At 71.4% G+C, this 19,397-nt stretch carries 16 protein-coding genes; 11 read left to right on the top strand and 5 right to left on the bottom strand.

Features of this window, described 5'->3' with window-relative positions; translation table 11 throughout:
- Nucleotides 1–4: 4 nt before the first annotated feature.
- The gene (locus ACQPW6_RS34095) at nt 5–1,597 is read left to right on the top strand and encodes an MFS transporter (protein WP_433893576.1); all 1,593 of its coding nucleotides are present in this window, start codon (nt 5–7) and stop codon (nt 1,595–1,597) included.
- 88 nt (nt 1,598–1,685) lie between these two features.
- Here ACQPW6_RS34095 and ACQPW6_RS34090 read toward each other — a convergent pair whose 3' ends face one another.
- Both ACQPW6_RS34090 and ACQPW6_RS34085 read right to left on the bottom strand, forming a co-directional pair.
- A complete protein-coding gene (locus ACQPW6_RS34090; protein WP_433893575.1) occupies nt 1,686–4,178 on the bottom strand; it encodes a DHA2 family efflux MFS transporter permease subunit in 2,493 nt (830 codons plus the stop codon).
- Between the two features lie 165 nt (nt 4,179–4,343).
- Nucleotides 4,344–4,793: an SRPBCC family protein gene (locus tag ACQPW6_RS34085; RefSeq protein ID WP_433893574.1), complete on the bottom strand. Its 450-nt coding sequence runs from the start codon at nt 4,791–4,793 to the stop codon at nt 4,344–4,346.
- Between the two features lie 103 nt (nt 4,794–4,896).
- Here ACQPW6_RS34085 and ACQPW6_RS34080 point away from each other — a divergent pair, with 103 nt between their 5' ends.
- Together ACQPW6_RS34080 and ACQPW6_RS34075 are read left to right on the top strand one after the other, a co-directional pair.
- Nucleotides 4,897–5,967 (top strand): Rv2578c family radical SAM protein, encoded by a 1,071-nt coding sequence (locus ACQPW6_RS34080; RefSeq protein ID WP_433893573.1) that lies wholly within the window; start codon nt 4,897–4,899, stop codon nt 5,965–5,967.
- Nucleotides 5,967–6,587, top strand: coding sequence for an N-acetyltransferase family protein (locus ACQPW6_RS34075; RefSeq protein ID WP_433893572.1), 621 nt, complete (start codon nt 5,967–5,969; stop codon nt 6,585–6,587). Before ACQPW6_RS34080 ends, ACQPW6_RS34075 begins: the two co-directional genes overlap by 1 nt.
- A gap of 54 nt (nt 6,588–6,641) precedes the next feature.
- Here ACQPW6_RS34075 and ACQPW6_RS34070 read toward each other — a convergent pair whose 3' ends face one another.
- From ACQPW6_RS34070 to ACQPW6_RS34060, 3 genes are all read right to left on the bottom strand, one after another.
- On the bottom strand, nt 6,642–7,136 hold the full coding sequence (locus ACQPW6_RS34070) for an adenylosuccinate lyase (protein WP_433893571.1): 495 nt from the start codon (nt 7,134–7,136) through the stop codon (nt 6,642–6,644).
- A 35-nt stretch (nt 7,137–7,171) separates the two neighbouring features.
- On the bottom strand, nt 7,172–8,179 hold the full coding sequence (locus ACQPW6_RS34065; protein ID WP_433893570.1) for a hypothetical protein: 1,008 nt from the start codon (nt 8,177–8,179) through the stop codon (nt 7,172–7,174).
- Between the two features lie 65 nt (nt 8,180–8,244).
- Entirely contained in the window at nt 8,245–8,739 is a 495-nt protein-coding gene (locus ACQPW6_RS34060; RefSeq protein ID WP_433893569.1) for a hypothetical protein, read from the bottom strand.
- 655 nt (nt 8,740–9,394) lie between these two features.
- Between ACQPW6_RS34060 and ACQPW6_RS34055 the strand changes: the two genes are divergently transcribed.
- The 8 genes from ACQPW6_RS34055 (at nt 9,395) to pssA (ending at nt 19,368) form a co-directional block, all read left to right on the top strand.
- Nucleotides 9,395–11,278: a 3-hydroxyacyl-CoA dehydrogenase family protein gene (locus tag ACQPW6_RS34055; protein WP_433893568.1), complete on the top strand. Its 1,884-nt coding sequence runs from the start codon at nt 9,395–9,397 to the stop codon at nt 11,276–11,278.
- Nucleotides 11,279–11,336: 58 nt separating this feature from the next.
- On the top strand, nt 11,337–12,134 hold the full coding sequence (locus ACQPW6_RS34050; protein ID WP_433893567.1) for a TetR family transcriptional regulator: 798 nt from the start codon (nt 11,337–11,339) through the stop codon (nt 12,132–12,134).
- 467 nt (nt 12,135–12,601) lie between these two features.
- Nucleotides 12,602–13,975: a crotonyl-CoA carboxylase/reductase gene (gene ccrA, locus ACQPW6_RS34045; protein WP_433893566.1), complete on the top strand. Its 1,374-nt coding sequence runs from the start codon at nt 12,602–12,604 to the stop codon at nt 13,973–13,975.
- A complete protein-coding gene (locus tag ACQPW6_RS34040; protein ID WP_433893565.1) occupies nt 13,975–15,975 on the top strand; it encodes a protein meaA in 2,001 nt (666 codons plus the stop codon). The genes ccrA and ACQPW6_RS34040 overlap by 1 nt, the downstream gene beginning before the upstream one ends.
- A 1-nt stretch (nt 15,976) precedes the next feature.
- On the top strand, nt 15,977–16,486 hold the full coding sequence (locus ACQPW6_RS34035) for a MaoC family dehydratase (RefSeq protein ID WP_433893564.1): 510 nt from the start codon (nt 15,977–15,979) through the stop codon (nt 16,484–16,486).
- A 1-nt stretch (nt 16,487) separates the two neighbouring features.
- Nucleotides 16,488–17,699 (top strand): acyl-CoA dehydrogenase family protein, encoded by a 1,212-nt coding sequence (locus ACQPW6_RS34030; protein ID WP_433893563.1) that lies wholly within the window; start codon nt 16,488–16,490, stop codon nt 17,697–17,699.
- Nucleotides 17,700–17,882: 183 nt separating this feature from the next.
- Nucleotides 17,883–18,530, top strand: coding sequence for a phosphatidylserine decarboxylase (locus tag ACQPW6_RS34025; protein WP_433893562.1), 648 nt, complete (start codon nt 17,883–17,885; stop codon nt 18,528–18,530).
- Nucleotides 18,517–19,368 (top strand): CDP-diacylglycerol--serine O-phosphatidyltransferase, encoded by an 852-nt coding sequence (gene pssA / locus ACQPW6_RS34020; RefSeq protein WP_433893561.1) that lies wholly within the window; start codon nt 18,517–18,519, stop codon nt 19,366–19,368. Before ACQPW6_RS34025 ends, pssA begins: the two co-directional genes overlap by 14 nt.
- The last annotated feature ends 29 nt before the right edge of the window (nt 19,369–19,397 follow it).

Raw genomic sequence — 19,397 nt, 5'->3', positions numbered from 1 at the left:
CCCTGTGGTGGTTGCCACGCTGCTCGCGGCGGTCCTGCACCTGCTGTGGGCGCTCTTCCTGGCCCGCGACTCCGGGGACATGGCGGCGCAGTACGCGTGGACGGACTTCATAAAGGCCCATCCCTCGGCTTCGTACAACCTGTCCTGGTACGGGGGGATGCATCCCGCTTCGTACAGCATCCTGTCGCCGTACATCATGGCCGTACTGGGGGTGCGGACCACCGCGGTGATCGCGGGCACGCTGTCGGCCACGGTGGGCGCGATGCTGCTGATGCGGCGCGGTGTACCCCGCCCGATGCTGCCCGCGCTGTGGACGACGTTCGCTCTTTGGTGTGATGTCGTCTCCGGCCGGGTGACGTTCGCCCTCGGCATGCTCTTCGCCATGCTGGCCACCTTGCTGCTGTTTCCCGCGGAGCCGGGCGGCCGGGGCCGCTCGCCGCGGCTGGCGACGGCGACCCTGATGGCCGCGCTCGCCACCATGTGCAGCCCGGTGGCGGGCCTGTTCCTGCTGGTGATCGCCGCGGCGCTGTTCCTGACCGGCCGCCGGGTCGACTCCTACGTGCTGGCCGCCGCGCCGCCGCTGGTGGTGGCCGCCACCTCACTGCTGTTCCCGTTCTACGGGGTGCAGCCCTTCTCCTGGTACTTCGCGGCGATCCCGCTGGCCACCGCCGTCGTGATCGCCCTGGTGGTGCCCAAGGGCTGGCGCACGGTGAGGACCGCCTCCTGGGTCTACGCCCTCGGCACCGCGCTGACCTACGCCATCCCGTCGCCGATCGGCAGCAACGTGGAGCGGATGGCGCTGCTGTTCGGCGGCACGGTGCTGCTGGTCGTGGCGATGGGCAGCACCCTGGGGGTCAGACGCACGGTCCTGCTGTGGCTGGCCTTCGCGGGGGTGGCCGGCTGGCAGATCGCCAAGCCGATAGTGGACCAGGTGACCACCTCGCACGCCGCGGCGCCCGACCAGCACGCGGCGCCGCTGATCAGCGAACTGCTGAAGGTCAAGGCCGACCGCGGCCGGGTCGAGGTGGTGCCGATGCGCTCGCACTGGGAGGCGTCCGGGCTCGCCCCGCACGTGAACCTGGCCCGCGGCTGGAACCGGCAGGCCGACGTCGAGCGCAACCCGCTGTTCTACGACGGCACCCTGACCGCCGACACCTACCGGGCCTGGCTCCAGCGCTGGAGCGTCAACTTCGTGGTGCTGCCGGTGGACGAGCCCGACGGCGCCGGGGTGGCCGAGTCCAAGATCGTGGCGTCCGACCCGGCGTGGCTGCAGCCGGTGTGGGAGGACCCGAACTGGAAGGTCTACCGGGTCTCCGGCGCCGACCCGATGGCCGACCCGCCCGCGGTCGTGGACCAGGCGGGCCCGGCCGAGCTGATCGTGACCATGCCGACCACCGGCTCGGTGGTGCTGCGCATCCCGTGGTCGCCGGTGCTGGGCATCGAGGGCGCCACCGACAACAAGCACGGCTGCCTGGTCAAGGACGGCGACTGGGTGCGGCTGTACGCCCCGGCGCCGGGCACGTACCGGATCGGCGGCAGCTACGCACTGATCCGCGGCACCCAGTGCCCGAAACCGGATGACGACGACGACAGCTGACGCACGGAGGGCGGCCGGAGGCCGCCGTGCACAACGCGATGAGGGGTGCCCCGGCCGGGGCACCCCTCATCGCGTTGCGGCGAGCGGATCAGTCGGCGTGGCCGAGCTGCAGGTCCCGCTCGGTCCGGCCGCCGCCGGCCACCTGCAGGACGGTGGCCACCGGCGGGTAGCCCGCGGCGATCACCGTGTACTCGCCGGCCGCCAGGTCCACGAACCTGAAGTGGCCGTCGGCGCCGGTGGTCACCGAGTCCACGACGTTGCCCGCCGCGTCGAGCAGGGTGACCCTGGCGTCCTCCACCAGCCGCCCGCCCGGGGCCCGTACGGTGCCGCGCAGCGCCGCGCCGCCGGCCAGCTCCACGTCCTGCCGGGTCTCGCGGGACGCCTGGACCGACACCGGCAGCGCGGTCGGCCGGAAGGCGGGCGCGCTGGCCGCGAGCGTGTACTCCCCCGCGACCAGGTCGGTGAGCGCGTAGACGCCCTCGCGTCCGCTGCGCGCGGTGGCCACCACGTCGCCGCGCACGTCGGTGAGGGTCACGATGGCCTCCCTGACCGGGGTGCCGTCCGCGGTGTGCACGGTGCCGGCCAGCCGTCCGGCGCCGCCGAGCACCACGTCGAGCTCCACCGGCCGGTCGGCGACCGTGATGCTGACCGCCTGCGGCTGGTGGCCGCCGGCCGCCGCGATCAGCACGTAGCTGCCGCTGCCCGGCGTGCTGAGCGCGTACCGGCCGTCCTCCGACGTGGCGCCGCGGCCGATCTGCCGCCCGCTGACGTCGATCAGGGTCAGGGCGGCGCGGCCGACGGTGCTGCCGTCGGAGTGCTGGACGGTGCCGCAGACCGGGACGCCGCCCGCCTGGCCGCGCCGCGCGCCTGGGACGGCCTCTGGAGCGCCTCCGGCGCCGCCGGGGGCCGGCGGGCTCAGCAGGTCGCCTGCCGGGTCGCGGGCGGTGTCGTAGCCGCCGTCGTAAGCCGTGTCGAATGCCGCCGGGGCGGCGGGGCCGTGCTGGGTCACCAGAGGTTTCTCCTTGAGCAGGAAGGCGAAGAGGAAGCCGAGGAGCAGGACCGGCACCAGGTAGAGGAAGATCCTCGGCATGGCGTCGGCGTAGGCGTTCACATAGCCGTCGCGCACCGCCGCGGGCAGCGTGCGGACCAGTTGCGGGGTGACCGACTGGGGGTCGGGCAGCTTTGCGCCGTGCGGGAGTTCGACGGCCAGGCGCTTGGTGAGCCGGTTGGCGAAGAGCGTGCCGAAGACCGCCGCGCCGACCGAGCCGCCGATCTGCCGGAAGTAGTTGTTGGCGCTGGTGGCCGAGCCGATGTCGGCGACCTGTACCGAGTTCTGCACGGCCAGCACCAGCACCGGCAGCACCAGGCCGATGCCGAGGCCGAGCAGCGCCATGTAGACGCTGTATTCGACGCGCGGGGTGTCCTGGTCGAGCAGCGACAGCAGGTACATGCCCGCCGCGGACAGCGCGCCGCCGAGGATCGGGAAGATCTTGTAGCGGCCGGTGCGGCTGATCAGCTGGCCGCCGACGATGGACGCGACCACCACACCGAGCATCATCGGCAGCATCAGCAGCCCGGAGCCGGTGGCGCTGGCGCCCTCCACCATCTGGAAGTACGTCGGCAGGTAGCTGGCCGCGCCGAACAGCGCGATGCCGACCACGCCGCCGATCAGCGCGGTGACCCGGAACACCGGGTCGCGGAACAGCCGCAGCGGGATGACCGGTTCGGCGGCGAACCGTTCCACCACGGCGAAGAGCACGGCGCAGACCAGCGCGCCCGCGCCGAGCCCGAGGATCTCCCGGGACCGCCAGCCGTACGTGGAGCCGCCCCAGGTGGTGAGCAGCACCAGGCAGGTGGATCCGGCGGCCAGCAGCAGCGCGCCCACGACGTCGAGCCGGGGCCTGACCGCGGGTTTGGGCAGCTTCAGCACCAGGCTGATGACCAGCAGGGTCACCAGGCCGAAGGGCACGTTGATGGAGAAGCACCAGCGCCAGGAGGCGTGGTCGGTGAAGAAGCCGCCGAGCAGCGGTCCCGCGACCGAGGCGAGCCCGAAGGCGGCGCCGATCATGCCCATGTACCGGCCGCGCTCCCGGGGCGGCACGATGTCGGCCATGATCGCCTGCACGCCGATCATCAGCCCGCCGCCGCCGATGCCCTGAATGGCCCGGAAGGCGATCAGCTCGTCCATCGTGCGGGACCAGGCGGCCAGCGCGGAGCCGATCACGAAGGTCATGATCGCGAACTGGAAGACGACCTTGCGGCCGAAGAGGTCGCCGAGCTTGCCGTAGATCGGCAGCCCGATGGTGGAGGCCAGCAGGTAGGCGGTGACCACCCAGGACATCTTGTCCAGGCCGTGCAGCTCGCCGACGATCTTCGGCAGCGCGGTGGCCACGATCATCTGGTCGAGCGCCGCCAGCAGCAGGGCCAGCATCAGCCCGACGAAGACCAGCCGGACCCGGTGCGGGTCGAGTTCGCCGGCCGGTCCGCCGGCTCCCGCCACCGGATCCGGTGGCGGTGCCGCCGCCTTGTCCTCCCCGTCGAGCTCGTCCGCCGTCCGCTCGATCAGCGTGCTGCCACCCACCTGTCGCTCCCCTCGTCGCGCCTGCTTCGCCACCGTCTCCGCTTCAGGCGACAACGACGGACAGGCGCGACGATTCTCAGGAAGTAGGCAAAACCACCCTTATCAGTGAATCTTCGCCGCGCAGAGGGGTGTTGGGGCCGACGGGGGCCGCCGTGGAGCCGCCGGCTACGAGACCTTCTCCAGGTCGGCGGCCAGGCCCGCGAGCACCTCGTCGTGGATCCGGTTGAGCCCCTTGGGCGCGAACGTGCGCTCGAAGAAGCCGCCGACCCCGCCGGCGCCCTGCCAGACGGTGCCGATGACGACCTTGCTGCGGCCCTCGCCCGCGGGGGTGACCGTCCAGGTGTTGACGAGCGTGGAGTTGCGGTCGGTCTCCACCAGCTGCCCCGGCGTCGGCGCGGTGACGTCGAAGAGGCAGTCCCTGATCCGCTTGCTGGTCGCCTGGAGCTTCCAGTGCACCACCGTGCCCGCGCCCTGCCCGCCCTCGCGGACCTCGTACTCGCTGAACTGCCCGGGAAGCACCCGGCCGCGGGTGTCGGCGTAGTCGGCGAGGGCCGCGTACACCCGCTCCGGCTCGGCGGCGACGATCCGCTCCGTGGTTGCTTCGACCAGCGCCATGTCTACTCCTCGGTTCCGCCATTGGCTGACGGCCAAGCCAACCACACCCGCTTTTCGAATCTATGTTCTATTGTGGAGGGACGGACGACCGAGGGAGGGCGCGATGCGCTGGGACCAGCTGAGCCGGGAGGACGCCGCCGGTGCGCTCTTCGGCACGGACGCCGTTACCACCAGGACGTTCGACACGCCCGAGTTCCGCGGCATCACCTTCCACGAGATCCGCGCCCGGTCGATCCTCAACCGGGTGCCGGGCGCCTCCCGGATGCCCTTCGAGTGGACGGTGAACCCGTACCGGGGGTGCAGCCACGCCTGCGTCTACTGCTTCGCGCGCAAGACGCACAGCTACCTCGACCTCGACACCGGGCAGGACTTCGACACCCAGATCGTGGTGAAGACCAACGCCGCCGAGCTGCTGCGCCGTGAGCTGGCCGCGCCGCGCTGGCAGGGCGACCACGTGGCGATGGGCACCAACGTGGACTGCTACCAGCGGGCCGAGGGGCGCTACCGGCTGATGCCGGGCATCCTGGCCGCGCTGCGGGACCACGGCAATCCGTTCTCGATCCTCACCAAGGGCTCGCTGATCCTGCGCGACCTCGAACTGGTGCGGCAGGCCGCGCGTGTCACCGATGTGTCCATCGCGCTGTCCGTCGGTTTTCTCGACGGCGAGTTGTGGCGCAGCGTGGAACCGGGCACGCCTTCCCCTCAGACGCGTCTCGCGGTCTGCCGCACCCTCACCGAGAACGGCATCGCCTCGGGGGTGCTGATGGCCCCGGTGCTGCCCTTCCTCAGCGACTCCCCCGAGCAGCTGCGGGCCACCGTCCGGGCCATCGCCGAGGCGGGGGCGGGCTCGATCACCCCGCTGGTGCTGCACCTGCGGCCGGGCGCCCGGGAGTGGTACATGGCCTGGCTGGCCCGCAACCACCCGCACCTGGTGCGGCGTTACGAGACGATGTACGCGGGCGGCTCCTATGCGCCGAAGTGGTACCAGCGGCAGATCACCCGCCAGGTGCACGAGTTCGCGGCGGAGTTCGGCTGCGGGCCCGGCGGGCGCGGCACTTCACGGCGGCTGGCGGCGCCCGACGAGCAGGAGGCCGCCGCGGCGGAGGCGCCGGAGGCGGTACGGGCGGCGGCCCCGGTTCCCGCACCGGCCGACACCCAGCTCACACTGATGTGATGCGGATACGGGCGATGACCGAGGCCGACGTCGACGCGGTCGCGGCGATCAGGGTGACCGGTTGGCAGACGGCGTATCGCGGCATCGTGCCGCAGAGCTTCCTCGACGCGATGGACGCGGCCGAGGACGCGGCGCAGCGGCGGCAGTTCTTCGCCAGGTCGGCGGGGCGGGTGCACAACTTCGTTGCGGTGGACGGCGCCGGGGCCGCGGGTGGCGCCGCGGCGGACGGTGGCCAAGTCCCGGCCGGCTCGCTGGCGGACGGTTCTCCGGCGGACGGCACCCTGGCGGACGGCTCCCCTGCGGACCGCGGGGAGGTCGTCGGGTGGGTGGCGTTCGGCCCGTACCGCAGCGCCGACGTGCCGGACGGGTCAGCCGAGTTGTACGCGCTCTACGTCCGCCCCGACCGGATCGGCACCGGCGTCGGCCGCGCCCTGATGTCCACGGCGCTCACCCGTACGAAGTCGCTGGGAGTCCGGCATCTGCTGCTGTGGGTGCTCGCCGAAAACGACCGCGCCCGACGCTTCTACGCCCGCTCCGGATTCGCCCCCGACGGCGCGGTGACGGTGGACGACTGCGAAGGCGTCCCCCTCAAGGAGATGCGGTACGCGCGCGATCTGTAGCGGTCGCAGCGGTTGCGGCCGGCGGCGGTCCAGGCGGAGTACAGCCCCGGCGGGTCAGCCCTCACCCAGCGCCGCCGTCGCGGCCTCGGCGAGCCGCGGGTGCCCGGCGGCGGCGCGCAGCGCGCGGCGGGACGCAGGGGTCGGCTCCAGGCCGGCCAGTGCCTCGACGCAGGCCAGCGCGATCCGTTCGTGGACGAGCGGCGCCTCCCCGGCCAGCCGTTCCAGGGTCCCGGCAAGGGCGGGTACGGCCTCCGGGGCGCGGAGTTCGGCCAGCAGGCGGATCGCGGGCAGCGCGTAGGCGGTCCGCAGGTCGTTGGTGACCAGGGCCGCCGCCGCCCGGCCGGTCCTCGGGTCGGCCAGCCGCAGCAGCGCGTCGGCGGCACTCACCGCCCGGCTCTCGTCCCGGTAGTTCAGCAGCAGCGCCAGCGTCTCGAACGCCCGCCGGTCACCGGCCGCGGCCAGCTCCACGGCCGCCGCCTCCCGTACCTCCAGCGGCTCTCCGGGGGCGATGAGAACGAACGCGAGACGGTCACGAGCGGCGGAATCCATCGCCACACCCTAGTGCGGCGGCACGTCGGACACGCCTAGGACGCGGAAGCGTCACCCGTCGCAGCTGCGGCGGCCTTCACCATGGCGTCGATCTGCGCCTTTGCGGCGTCGAGCGCGGGCTTGTCGGCGGCGATCTGCTGGTGCTGGACGGTGACTTCGGCGTCGAACCAGGTCCTGACCAGACCGGTCCGCTGCTTGCAGGACACGTCGGCCACGGCGGTGGCGATCTCCTGCTTGTCGGGCTTCGGCCCGGCCGCCGACGGGGGCAGCCGCATCGCGTCGAACGGGGTCGCCGCCTTGTAGCCCCTGGCCGCCATGCAGCCCGACCAGGCCGCCAGCGCGTGCCGCACGCCCGGCCGGTCCTGCGCCTTCTGCAGGCTCTCCACGTCGAGCCGCTCCGGCAGCGACAGGTCGGCGGACCCGGGCGCCGTCCCCTGCAGCGTGCGGGTCGCCTCGCCGACGCAGCCGCCGGCCGGCACCGCCTTGCCGTGGTAGGGCGGCGGGGTCGGATTCGTGTCCGGACGCGGATGCAGGCTGCCCATCAGGACGACGTACTCGGCATCGCTCATCGGCGGTTGGCTGGGCGGCGCCGTGTCGTCAGCCAGGTGGTAGCCGTAGCGGGCGGCCTCGGCGGGGTCGGCGACACCGTAGCGGCGTGGCATGTTCGCGCCGTCGTATCCCGAGGGTGCGCTGCCACCGCTCTTCGGCGCGAAGGTGAAGGCGTAGCGCGCCATGCACGCGGACTCCAGGTTCCCCCTCGCCTTGTTGATCGCCACCTCCTGGTCGTAGTTCTCCATGTACGCCTCAAGGGGCAGCACCAGTCCGCTGGCCAGGCCGGTGGTGGGTACCGGTGCGGGACCTCCGCCGCCGGCCCCGCGGGACGGGGAGCCGGCGGCGGAGGCGGACACGGACGCGGGGGCGGCGGACGGGGAGGCGGCGGACGGGGAGGCGGCCGGCCCGTCGGAGCACGAGACCGCGCCGGCCGCCAGGCAGCCGGCGGCGAGCAGCGCCGCGGCTCCGCGCCGGACGTTCGGACCTCGCATGGCTTCTGCTCCTTCGCGTGCTTCTGGTGTCCGGCGCGGGCGCGGGCGCGGTCCGCGGGCGCGGGTCAGCCGTTGGCCGCGATGGCCTTCTGCGAGGCGTTCTCATTCTTCAGCGTCGAGTTCAGATTCGTCGCGCTGCCGGACGAACCCGTTTCCGGGATCAGCTGGGACGGACCCGCGTAACCGCTGTTGTAGTAGACGCGGAAGTCGTGCGTGCTGCTCTCGTTGGACACGGAGGCCACGTTGTTCTTCACCGCCTGGCCGTGGCCGGAGTACGCCGTGTCGGTGTCGAATATGTAGGTGTAGTAGTTGGAGCCGCTGGTGTATCCGGCGTAGTTGGGCACGTTCCCCGTGAAAAGGGCGACGGCGCCGGCGTTATTCGAGTTGTAGTAGACCTCGAGTGCGTCGGTGTAGTTGTTCGTGTTACCGACCTTGTAGTAGATGGTGACCGGCTCCGCCGCGCCGGCCTGCGCCGCACCGGAGAAGAGCGCCAGCCCCGCCACCAGTGCGCCGACCGACGTCATGGACAGCGCTGCCCTGCGAAACGTACGGGTATTCACGTGTCAGGAACCTCCGGGTCGAGAACGGCGGGGCCAGTAGGCCGGAGCGGAGCGTCGCACAATCAGCAAAGCCCGGGCAACCGCCCTCCGGCGCGGGCCGGAACCCTTTCGCGACCGTCCGTGTCGGCCACAGCCGACGGATTGTCCGATTCACCCGGCCAAGGGCGGCTTTCGGGCCCAGGGCGCCCGCCGAAAAGCCCTACGGAACGTGCACGGTAAAATCTGCGCCCGAAATACAGAATTACCCGGTCCTCGCCCGCGATGACGAACTCCGGGTTTCCGGTCGGCGAACCTCGAATATCGCGAACTCCGAATATCGTCTTTCCACTCGCACCGGGCGGGCGGCGGGCCGGCGATCCGTGCGCCGGACGCGGCGCCGCCCGCACGGATCCGGCCCGCGCCGCAGGGGTGGCGCGCAAGTTACTCGCCGGTTACCCTCGTGGGAACGAGTTCGGCGGCCTGGTGACGCAGCCGCCGAGCGCGCAGCGACACCTCGTCGGTTCGGCATCATCGCGGCGCGGCCCCGGGACAGGGCCCGCCATCGGTTACGCGGGCGCGCCAACAGCGCTTCAGGCCCGCGACTCCACCCCAACTCCTCTCAGCCGTGCGCGCGTACCAGCGCGCTCACGGTCTCCTCAGCGTCTGGAGTCACGCGATGGACCGTCCTTCTTCTTCAGCCTCCCCCGAATCCGCCCCCTCCGCCGCGGCCTCCCCCGGCTCGCTCCCCGTCGACGTTCCCGACCTCCCCGCCGTGATCGCCGTGATCGGCCTCGGCACCATGGGCACCGGCATCGCCGAGGTCATGGCCAGGGCCGGGCACGAGGTCGTCGGCATCGACCTCGATCCCGCCGCGGCCGGCCGCGCGGTGGCCGCGCTGGAGCGCTCCACCGGGCGGGCCGTGCAGCGCGGCCGGATCAGCGAGGCCGAGCGGGCCGACGCGCTGGCCAGGTTCCGCACCTTCCCCGACCTGCAGGCCGCCGCGGCGGCCGACCTGGTCATCGAGGTGGTGGACGAGCGCTACGAGACCAAGCGCGAGGTGTTCACCGCGCTCGACCGGATCGCCAAGCCGGAGGCGATCCTGGCCACCGGCACCAACGCGCTGTCCGTCACCCGGCTGGCCGCCGAGACCAGCCGTCCCGACCGGGTGCTCGGCCTGCACTTCTTCGCGCCCGCGCCGGTGATGAAACTGGTCGAGGTTGTCTCCACGGTGCTCACCTCGCCGCCGACCACCGCCGCCGTCACCGCGCTGGTGCGCAGCCTGGGCAAGGAGCCGGTCCCGGTCGGCGACCGGCCGGGCTTCATCGCGGACGGGCTGCTGTTCGGCTATCTCAACCAGGCCGCGGCGATGTACGAGGCCCGCTACGCCACCCGCGAGGACATCGACGCGGCGATGCGGCTCGGCTGCGGCCTGCCGATGGGGCCGCTGGCGCTGCTCGACCTGATCGGCGTGGACACCGCGACCACCGTGCTCGACGCGATGTACGAGGCCAGCCACGACCGGCTGCACGCACCGGCCCCGGTGCTCAGGCAGCTCACCGCCGCCGGGCTGCTCGGCCGCAAGTCGGGCCGCGGCTTCTACCGTTACGAGGCGCCCGGCAGCGGCGTCGTCGTCCCGGACACGGCGGAGGCGGACACCGCGGACTCCCCCACCGCCGCCACACCCGCCGGCGGCCGCAGTGTGCGGACGGTCGGCGTGGCCGGCTCCGGCACCATGGCCACCGGCATCGCCGAGGTCTTCGCCAAGGGCGGCTTCGACGTGCTGATTGCCGCCCGCACCCTGGAGAAGGCCGAGCAGGCGGCGGCCCGGCTGGCGAAGTCGCTGGACCGCTCGGTGGCCAAGGGCCGGCTGACCCAGGAGCAGCGCGACCAGGCGGTGGCGCGGGTGACGCCGACCGGCTCGTACGACGCCCTCGCCGACGCGGACCTGGTGGTGGAGGCGGTCGCCGAGGACCTGTTCGTCAAGCAGCAGCTCTTCCAGACGCTGGACAAGGTCTGCCGGCCGGGCGCGGTGCTCGCCACCACGACCTCCTCGCTGCCGGTGGTGGCGATCGCCCGGTCCACCGGGCGCCCGCAGGATGTCGTGGGCATGCACTTCTTCAACCCGGCGCCGGCCATGAAGCTGGTCGAGGTGGTGCACACCGTACTGACCGCCGACGACGTGCGGGCCACCGCGCACCAGGTGTGCGGCGCCCTGCGCAAGCACCCGGTGGATTGCGCGGACCGGGCCGGCTTCATCGTGAACGCGCTGCTCTTCCCGTACCTGAACAACGCGGTGAAGATGCTCCAGGACCACTACGCGGACGTGGACGCGATCGACGCGGCGATGAAGCTCGGCGGCGGCTATCCGATGGGGCCGTTCGAGTTGCTCGACGTGGTGGGCCTGGACGTGTCGCTGGCGATCGAGCAGGTGCTGCACGAGGAGTTCCGCGACCCGGGCCTCGCGCCCGCCCCGCTGCTCGAACACCTGGTGTCCGCGGGCTGCCTCGGCCGCAAGACCGGCCGCGGCTTCCGCGAGTACGCCCGGCCCGCGGCCCGGTGATCGCGCCGGGTACCGGGAGGGCGGCAGATGAAGCATCGTGCCGTGTTACGTTCCAGACATGCCACAGCCTGTGAAGCCCGGCGTGCCCGAGACCGCGAACGGCCGGCGTGCCGCCGCCCAGCGCCACCGGGTACGGCAGGACCTCGCGTCGGCGGCGATGCACCTCTTCGCCGAGCAGGGGTACGAGGCCACGACCGTGGACGAGATCGCGGCGACGGCCGGGGTGGCACGCCGGACGTTCTTCCGGCACTTCCGCTCCAAGGAAGAGGCGATCTTCCCCGACCACGACGACACCCTGGTACGGGTGCAGGCCGTGCTGGACTCGGCCGACCCGCACGAGCACCCGCTCGACACCGTGTGCCGCGGCATCACCGAGGTGCTGCGGATGTACGCGCAGGTGCCCGAGGTGTCCGTCGAGCGCTACCGGCTGACCCGCGAGGTGCCCACCCTGCGGGAGCGGGAGATCGCCTCGGTGGCCCGCTACGAGCGGCTGTTCACCCGCTACCTGCTGGGCCACTTCGACGAGGACGCCCACCGGGACGGCGACGACGACCCGCTGCTCGCCGAGGTCGCCGCCTCCGCGGTGGTGGCCGCGCACAACCACGTGCTCAGGCGCTGGCTGCGGGCCGACGGCAAGGGCGATGTGGAGTCGCAGCTCGACCACGCCTTCGAGGTGATCAAGGCGACCTTCGGCACCGGCACCGGGATCGGCGGCGGCCGGATACCCTCGCGGGCCGCGGTGGAGCCTTCGGCGATCGTGTCGCGGCAGGGCGAGGTGGTGGTGGCCGTCGCGCGCACCGACGCCTCACCGGCCGTGATCCTGCGCAGCATAGAAGAGGCGTTGCGAAAGGCCTGATCGCGGGGGCCTTGAGCACCTCACCGAGCCCGCACCACGCAGCGGCCGTCCGGCAGTCCCGGACGGCCGCTGCTGCGCGTGCGTCACCGCCCGCCGGTGACTGCTCGTTCGTCGGGGCGAGATGACAGGTGAGCCAAATTGTTGGCACGCAGTGTCTTTACGAGTGGCACGCCGTGCCATAACGTAGGGGCACTCCCGGCGTCAGCCGGGGGAATGTCCGGGCGGACGGCGCGCGGTGATCCCACGCACGCCGGCTGTCTCCCAGGCCCGGACGCCTGCGTCACAGGCACGCGCCCCCGACCGGGGACGTATCAGCCGCGCCACCGCGCGGCCCTTCAGCTCCGCCGGCACCACCAGCACACCTGCTAACTGCTCGCCGAACCGACGACGGCGTACTCCCCCATCCCATCCGACCCCTGCGTTCCCTGGGGCGTTGCCGCAGAACGCTTCGCCGGAGGCGAGTCATCATGAAGGAAATCCTGGACGCGATCCTCGCGCCCGACAGTTCGGCCGCCGACTTCGCGGCGCTGCCGCTGCCGCAGTCCTACCGGGCCGTCACCGTGCACAAGGACGAGGCGGAGATGTTCGCCGGGCTGGAAACCCGGGACAAGGACCCGCGCACCTCGCTGCACGTGGAGGACGTGCCGCTGCCCGAACTCGGCCCGGGTGAGGCCCTGGTCGCGGTGATGGCCAGCTCGGTCAACTACAACTCGGTGTGGACCTCGATCTTCGAGCCGGTCTCCACTTTCGCCTTCCTGGAGCGCTACGGCCGGCTCTCGCCGCTGACCAGGCGCCACGACCTGCCCTACCACGTCATCGGCTCCGACCTGGCGGGCGTCGTCCTGCGCACCGGACCGGGTGTGAACGCCTGGCAGCCGGGCGACAAGGTCGTCGCGCACTGCCTCAGCGTCGAGCTGGAGTCCGCCGACGGGCACAACGACACGATGCTCGACCCGGAGCAGCGGATCTGGGGCTTCGAGACCAACTTCGGCGGCCTGGCCGAGATCGCGCTCGTCAAGTCCAACCAGCTGATGCCCAAGCCCGCCCACCTCACCTGGGAGGAGGCCGCCGCCCCCGGCCTGGTCAACTCCACCGCCTACCGGCAGCTGGTCTCGCGCAACGGCGCCGGCATGAAGCAGGGCGACAACGTGCTGATCTGGGGCGCCAGCGGCGGACTCGGCTCGTACGCCACCCAGTTCGCGCTGGCCGGCGGCGCCACCCCGGTCTGCGTCGTCTCCAGCCCGCAGAAGGCTGACATCTGCCGGAAGATGGGCGCGGAGGCGATCATCGACCGCAACGCCGAGGAGTACCGCTTCTGGAAGGACGAGCACGAGCAGAACCCGCGCGAGTGGAAGCGGTTCGGCGCGCGGATCCGCGAACTGACCGGCGGCGAGGACGTGGACATCGTCTTCGAGCACCCCGGCAGGGAGACCTTCGGCGCCTCGGTCTACGTCACCCGCAAGGGCGGCACGATCGTCACCTGCGCCTCGACCAGCGGCTACACCCACGAGTACGACAACCGCTACCTGTGGATGAGCCTGAAGAAGATCGTCGGCTCGCACTTCGCGAACTACCGCGAGGCGTGGGAGGCCAACCGGCTGGTGGCCAAGGGCAAGATCCACCCGACCCTGTCGCGTACGTACAAGCTCGCGGACACCGGCCAGGCCGCGTACGACGTGCACCGCAACCTCCACCAGGGCAAGGTCGGCGTCCTCGCGCTGGCCCCCGAGGAGGGCATGGGCGTCACCGACCCCGAGATGCGCCAGCGGCACCTGCCGGCCATCAATCTGTTCCGTGACGCGCCAGCGGAGCGGACCAAGAAGCACAGCAGGGACGTGTGATGAAGGGGCAGCGGCAGAAGGACCGCCCCTGGCTGATGCGCACCTATGCCGGGCACTCCACCGCGGAAGCGTCCAACGCCCTGTACCGGGGCAACCTCGCCAAGGGCCAGACCGGGCTGTCGGTCGCCTTCGACCTGCCGACGCAGACCGGCTATGACGCCGACCACGTGCTGGCCCGCGGCGAGGTCGGCCGGGTCGGCGTGCCGATCGCGCATCTCGGCGACATGCGGCGGCTGTTCGAGGGCATCCCGCTGGAGCGGATGAACACCTCGATGACGATCAACGCCACCGCCATGTGGCTGCTGGCGCTCTACCAGGTGGTCGCCGAGGAGCAGGGCGCCGACGCCCGGGAGCTCCAGGGCACCACCCAGAACGACATCGTCAAGGAGTACCTGTCCCGCGGCACCCATGTCTTCCCGCCGGTGCCCTCGCTGCGGCTGACCACCGACATGATCGCGTACACCGTCGGCAGCCTGCCGCGGTGGAACCCGATCAACATCTGCAGCTACCACCTCCAGGAGGCCGGTGCCACCCCGGTCCAGGAGATCGCCTACGCGATGTCCACCGCGATCGCCGTCCTGGACGCGGTGTTCAGCTCGGGGCAGGTGCCCGACGAGCGGCGCGGCGAGGTGGTGGCGCGGATCTCGTTCTTCGTGAACGCCGGTGTGCGGTTCGTCGAGGAGATGTGCAAGATGCGCGCCTTCGGCCGGATCTGGGACACCGTCACCCGAGACCGGTACGGCGTCCAGGACCCCGGGCAGCGCCGCTTCCGCTACGGCGTGCAGGTCAACTCGCTCGGCCTGACCGAGGCGCAGCCGGAGAACAACGTCCAGCGGATCGTGCTGGAGATGCTGGCCGTCACGCTCTCCAAGGACGCCCGCGCCCGCGCGGTGCAGCTCCCGGCGTGGAACGAGGCGCTGGGCCTGCCGCGGCCGTGGGACCAGCAGTGGAGCCTGCGGATCCAGCAGGTGCTGGCGCACGAGAGCGACCTGCTGGAGTACGAGGACATCTTCGCCGGCAGCACCGTGATCGAGGCGAAGGTCGCGGAGCTGGTGGACCAGGCGACCGCCGAGATCGAGCACATCCAGGAGCTCGGCGGCGCCATGGCGGCGGTGGAGTCGGGCTATCTGAAGTCGCAGCTGGTGTCCTCGCACGCCGAGCGGCGGGCCAGGATCGAGTCGGGCGAGGAGAAGATCGTCGGCGTCAACTGCTACGAGTCCACCGAGCCGAGCCCGCTGACCGCCGATCTGGACTCCGCGGTGATGACCGTCGACCCCGCGAACGAGGCCCGGGTGGTGACGGCGCTGCACGACTGGCGGGTGGCCAGGGACGAGGAGCGGGCGCAGGCGGCGCTGGCGGAGCTGCGCTCGGCCGCGGCCGGCACCGCGAACCTGATGCCGGCCACCATGGAGTGCGCGCGGGCCGGCGTGACGACCGGCGAGTGGTCCTGGGCGCTGCGGGATGTCTTCGGCGAGTTCCGGGCGCCGACCGGGGTGAGCGGCGCGCCGGTGGCGGTGGCCGCGGAGCCGGGCAGCGAACTGGCCGAGGTGCGCCGCCGGGTCGCGGAGACGGCGCGCGAACTGGGCGGCGGCCGGCTGCGGCTGCTGGTCGGCAAGCCGGGCCTCGACGGGCATTCCAACGGCGCCGAGCAGATCGCGGTACGGGCCCGTGACGCCGGTTTCGAGGTGGTCTACCAGGGGATCAGGCTGACGCCCGAGCAGATCGTGTCGGCGGCCGTCGCCGAGGACGTGCACTGCGTGGGCCTGTCGATCCTGTCGGGCTCGCACGCCGCCCTGGTGCCCGACGTGCTGGAGCGGCTGCGCCGGGCGGGGGTCGACGACATCCCGGTGATCGTCGGCGGCATCATCCCGGCGGCGGACGCCAGGGAGCTGCGGGCGGCGGGCGTGGCGGCGGTGTTCACTCCGAAGGACTTCGGTATCACCGGGATCATCGACCGGATCGTGGACGAGATCCGGCGCGCGAACAAGCTGGAGGTATGACGTGCAGTTCGGCCGCACCTACGAGGAGTTCGAGATCGGTGCGATCTACAAGCACTGGCCGGGCAAGACGGTCACCGAGTACGACGACCACCTGTTCTGCCTCCTGACCATGAACCACCACCCGCTGCACATGGACGCCAACTACGCGGAGAAGACCACCGACTTCGGCCGCAACGTGGTGGTGGGCAACTACGTCTACTCGCTGCTGCTGGGGATGTCGGTGCCGGACGTGTCGGGCAAGGCCATCGCCAACCTGGAGGTCGAGTCGCTCAAGCACGTGGCGCCGACCTTCCACGGCGACACCGTCTACGGCGAGACCACGGTGCTCGACAAGCGGCCGTCGAAGTCGAAGTCCGACCGCGGCATCGTCCATGTGGAGACCCGCGGCTACAAGCAGGACGGCACGCTGGTCTGCGTGTTCCGCCGCAGGGTGCTGGTGCCCACCGCCACGTACATCGAGCAGCGGGGCGGCGAGCAGCCGGGCCGCCCGCAGCAGTTGGGAGAACGCTGACATGACGCGCCTGGCGCAGACCGACGGCCTGACCGACGTCCAGCAGGAGATCCTGTCGACCGTCCGCAGCTTCGTGGACAAGGAGATCCTGCCGGTCGCCACCGAGTTGGAGCACCGCGACGAGTACCCCACCGAGATCGTCGAGGGGCTCAAGGAGCTCGGCATCTTCGGGCTGATGATCCCGGAGGAGTACGGCGGGCTCGGCGAGTCGCTGCTGACCTACGCGCTGACCGTCGAGGAGATCGCGCGCGGCTGGATGAGCGTGTCGGGCATCATCAACACGCACTTCATCGTCGCCTACATGATCGCGCAGCACGGCACCAAGGAGCAGAAGGACAGCTTCCTGCCGCGGATGGCGACCGGCGAGGTGCGCGGCGCGTTCTCGATGTCGGAGCCGGGGCTCGGGTCGGACGTCTCGGCGATCCGCACCAAGGGCGTGCGCGACGGCGACGACTACGTGCTCAACGGCCAGAAGATGTGGCTGACCAACGGCGGCAGCGCCAACCTGGTGGCGGTGCTGTGCCGCACCGACGAGGGGCAGCCGGCGGACGCGCCCGCGCACCGGTCGATGACCACCTTCCTGATCGAGAAGGAGCCCGGTTTCGGGCCCAATCCGTCGGTTCCCGGCCTCACCGTGCCGGGGAAGATCGACAAGATGGGCTACAAGGGCGTGGACACCACCGAGCTCGTCCTTGAGGACGTCAGGATTCCGGCCGACCGGGTGCTCGGCGGGGCCGGCGGCCGGGGTTTCTACCAGATGATGGACGGTGTGGAGGTCGGCCGGGTCAATGTGGCCGCCCGCGGCTGCGGGGTGGCCCGCCGCGCGTTCGAGCTGGGCATCTCCTACGCGCAGCAGCGGCACACCTTCGGCAAGCAGATCGCCCAGCACCAGGCGATCCAGTTCAAGCTGGCCGAAATGGGCACCAAGGTCGAGGCGGCGCACCAGATGATGGTCAACGCGGCCCGCAAGAAGGACTCAGGTGAGCGCAACGACCTGGAGGCCGGAATGGCGAAGTACCTGGCAGCGGAGTTCTGCAAGGAGGTCGTGGAGGACTCGTTCCGCATCCACGGCGGCTACGGCTTCTCCAAGGAGTACGAGATCGAGCGGCTGTACCGGGAGGCGCCGATGCTGCTGATCGGCGAGGGGACCGCCGAGATCCAGAAAATGATCATTGGCAGGAGGCTGCTGGAGGAGTACCGGATCCAGGGATGAATGTCCGTATTTACGGTGATTTACCCGAGGTGAAGGTCACAGTGTGTCATGGCTGGGGCCACCGGAACCAGCCATCGACTCGCCTTCGAGCTTGCCGAGTTGCCCGTGTCAACCGATACCATCGAGGGTAAAGCCGCCGTCCCCTGAAGCATTTCGCGGCATCCTCCGCTACGAAGGTCTTCCATGCCCCACAGCCATTCCTCTGCACCACGCGGCCGGGTCCGCCTCGCGCGCGGAGCGTCGCCGTGGCTCCTCCCGACCGTGGCCACGGCGGCGGTCTCCCTCGCCCGCTCCCGGCGCTCCGCCCGCTGGGCGACCGTGGCCGTCCCCGCCACCGCGCTCGCCGCGGGCATGCTGTGGTTCTTCCGCGACCCCGAGCGGGAGATCGCCGACGGCCGGGTGATCTGTCCGGCTGACGGCGTGGTGCAGAGCATCATGCCGTGGAAGGACGGGCGCACCCGCGTCGCGATCTTCATGAGCCCGCTGAACGTGCATGTCAACCGGGCTCCGCTGGCCGGCACGGTCGCCTCCGTGGAGCACATCCCCGGCGGCTACGTTCCGGCGTTCAACAAGGAGAGCGAGAACAACGAGCGGGTGGTGTGGCACTTCGACACCCAGCTCGGCGACATCGAGATGGTGCAGATCGCCGGCGCCGTGGCCCGGCGGATCGTGCCGTACGTGCCGCGCGGCAGCAAGGTCGAGCAGGGCGAGCGGATCGGGCTGATCCGGTTCGGCTCCCGGGTGGACGTGTACCTGCCGGAGGGCGTCGAGCCCGCCGTCGAGGTCGGCCAGACCACCACGGCTGGGGTGACACGCCTTGACCGTGATTGATCCCGAGACCAAGTCCGACTGGGTCACCGAGCTGGAGGACGAGGTCGCCGACCTGCCGCTCTCCACCCGGCTGTCGATCGCCGACGCGCTGACCCTCGGCAACGCGATCTGCGGCTTCATGGCCGTGTACTTCACCACCACCAACGTGCTGGTGCCGCACATGATGGGCACCAGCGACGGCGGGATGTCCAAGCACAACGCGGCCACCGCGGTCACGCTGATGCTGCTGGCCTCGGTCTTCGACCTGTTCGACGGCCTGGTGGCCCGCAAGCTGCGCAGCTCGGCGATGGGTGCGGAACTGGACAACCTGTCCGACCTGATCAGCTTCGGCCTGGCGCCGGCCTACTTCGTGGTCGTCTGGGGACTGGTCACCGACGACGCGCACGGCAAGGTGGCGGCGCTCGCCGCCGTGCTGGTCGTGCTCGCGGTGGTGCTGCGGCTCGCCCGGTTCTCCTGCACCACGCTGCGCGACGGGGTCTTCCAGGGCATGCCGAGCCCCTTCGGGGCGATGACGGTGGTCTCCGTGGTGCTGCTTGAGCTGCCGTTCCTGCCCACCGTGGTGGCGATCGTCGGCATCGCCTGGCTGATGGTGAGCCGGGTGGAGTACCCCAAGCCGCGCGGCCGGCTCGCGCTGATCACGTTCTGCTGGACGCTGGTCTCGATGGCCTGCCTCACCGCCTGGACGCTGGACGTGCCCGGCGGCCACACGCTGCTGCAGACCGGCGCGGCCCTCCAGTGCGTGGCGGCGGCGCTGATCCCGTGCTTCGCGACCACCCGCCGGGTGAACACCATCCGCGCCAACCGCCGCGAGGCCCGGCTGGCGCCGCCGGCGCGGTAGCCCGCGCCACCGGACACCGAAGCCCCGGC

It is taken from the genome of Streptomyces sp. CA-111067 (assembly GCF_050956065.1).
In the GTDB taxonomy this organism is placed as follows: Bacteria; Actinomycetota; Actinomycetes; order Streptomycetales; family Streptomycetaceae; genus Actinacidiphila.
Note: the sequence above shows the minus strand (reverse complement) of the source record. Positions and strands in the feature narration are given on the sequence as shown.

Coding starts and splice junctions, on each gene's coding strand:
- ACQPW6_RS34085 (WP_433893574.1), bottom strand. CDS start 4,793: ATGGCGCTGGTCGAAGCAACCACGGAGCGGATCGTCGCCGCCGAGCCG.
- ACQPW6_RS34065 (WP_433893570.1), bottom strand. CDS start 8,179: ATGCGAGGTCCGAACGTCCGGCGCGGAGCCGCGGCGCTGCTCGCCGCC.
- ACQPW6_RS34070 (WP_433893571.1), bottom strand. CDS start 7,136: ATGGATTCCGCCGCTCGTGACCGTCTCGCGTTCGTTCTCATCGCCCCC.
- ACQPW6_RS34050 (WP_433893567.1), top strand. CDS start 11,337: ATGCCACAGCCTGTGAAGCCCGGCGTGCCCGAGACCGCGAACGGCCGG.
- ACQPW6_RS34040 (WP_433893565.1), top strand. CDS start 13,975: ATGAAGGGGCAGCGGCAGAAGGACCGCCCCTGGCTGATGCGCACCTAT.
- ACQPW6_RS34025 (WP_433893562.1), top strand. CDS start 17,883: ATGCCCCACAGCCATTCCTCTGCACCACGCGGCCGGGTCCGCCTCGCG.
- ACQPW6_RS34080 (WP_433893573.1), top strand. CDS start 4,897: ATGCGCTGGGACCAGCTGAGCCGGGAGGACGCCGCCGGTGCGCTCTTC.
- ACQPW6_RS34055 (WP_433893568.1), top strand. CDS start 9,395: ATGGACCGTCCTTCTTCTTCAGCCTCCCCCGAATCCGCCCCCTCCGCC.
- ACQPW6_RS34030 (WP_433893563.1), top strand. CDS start 16,488: ATGACGCGCCTGGCGCAGACCGACGGCCTGACCGACGTCCAGCAGGAG.
- ACQPW6_RS34075 (WP_433893572.1), top strand. CDS start 5,967: ATGCGGATACGGGCGATGACCGAGGCCGACGTCGACGCGGTCGCGGCG.
- ccrA (WP_433893566.1), top strand. CDS start 12,602: ATGAAGGAAATCCTGGACGCGATCCTCGCGCCCGACAGTTCGGCCGCC.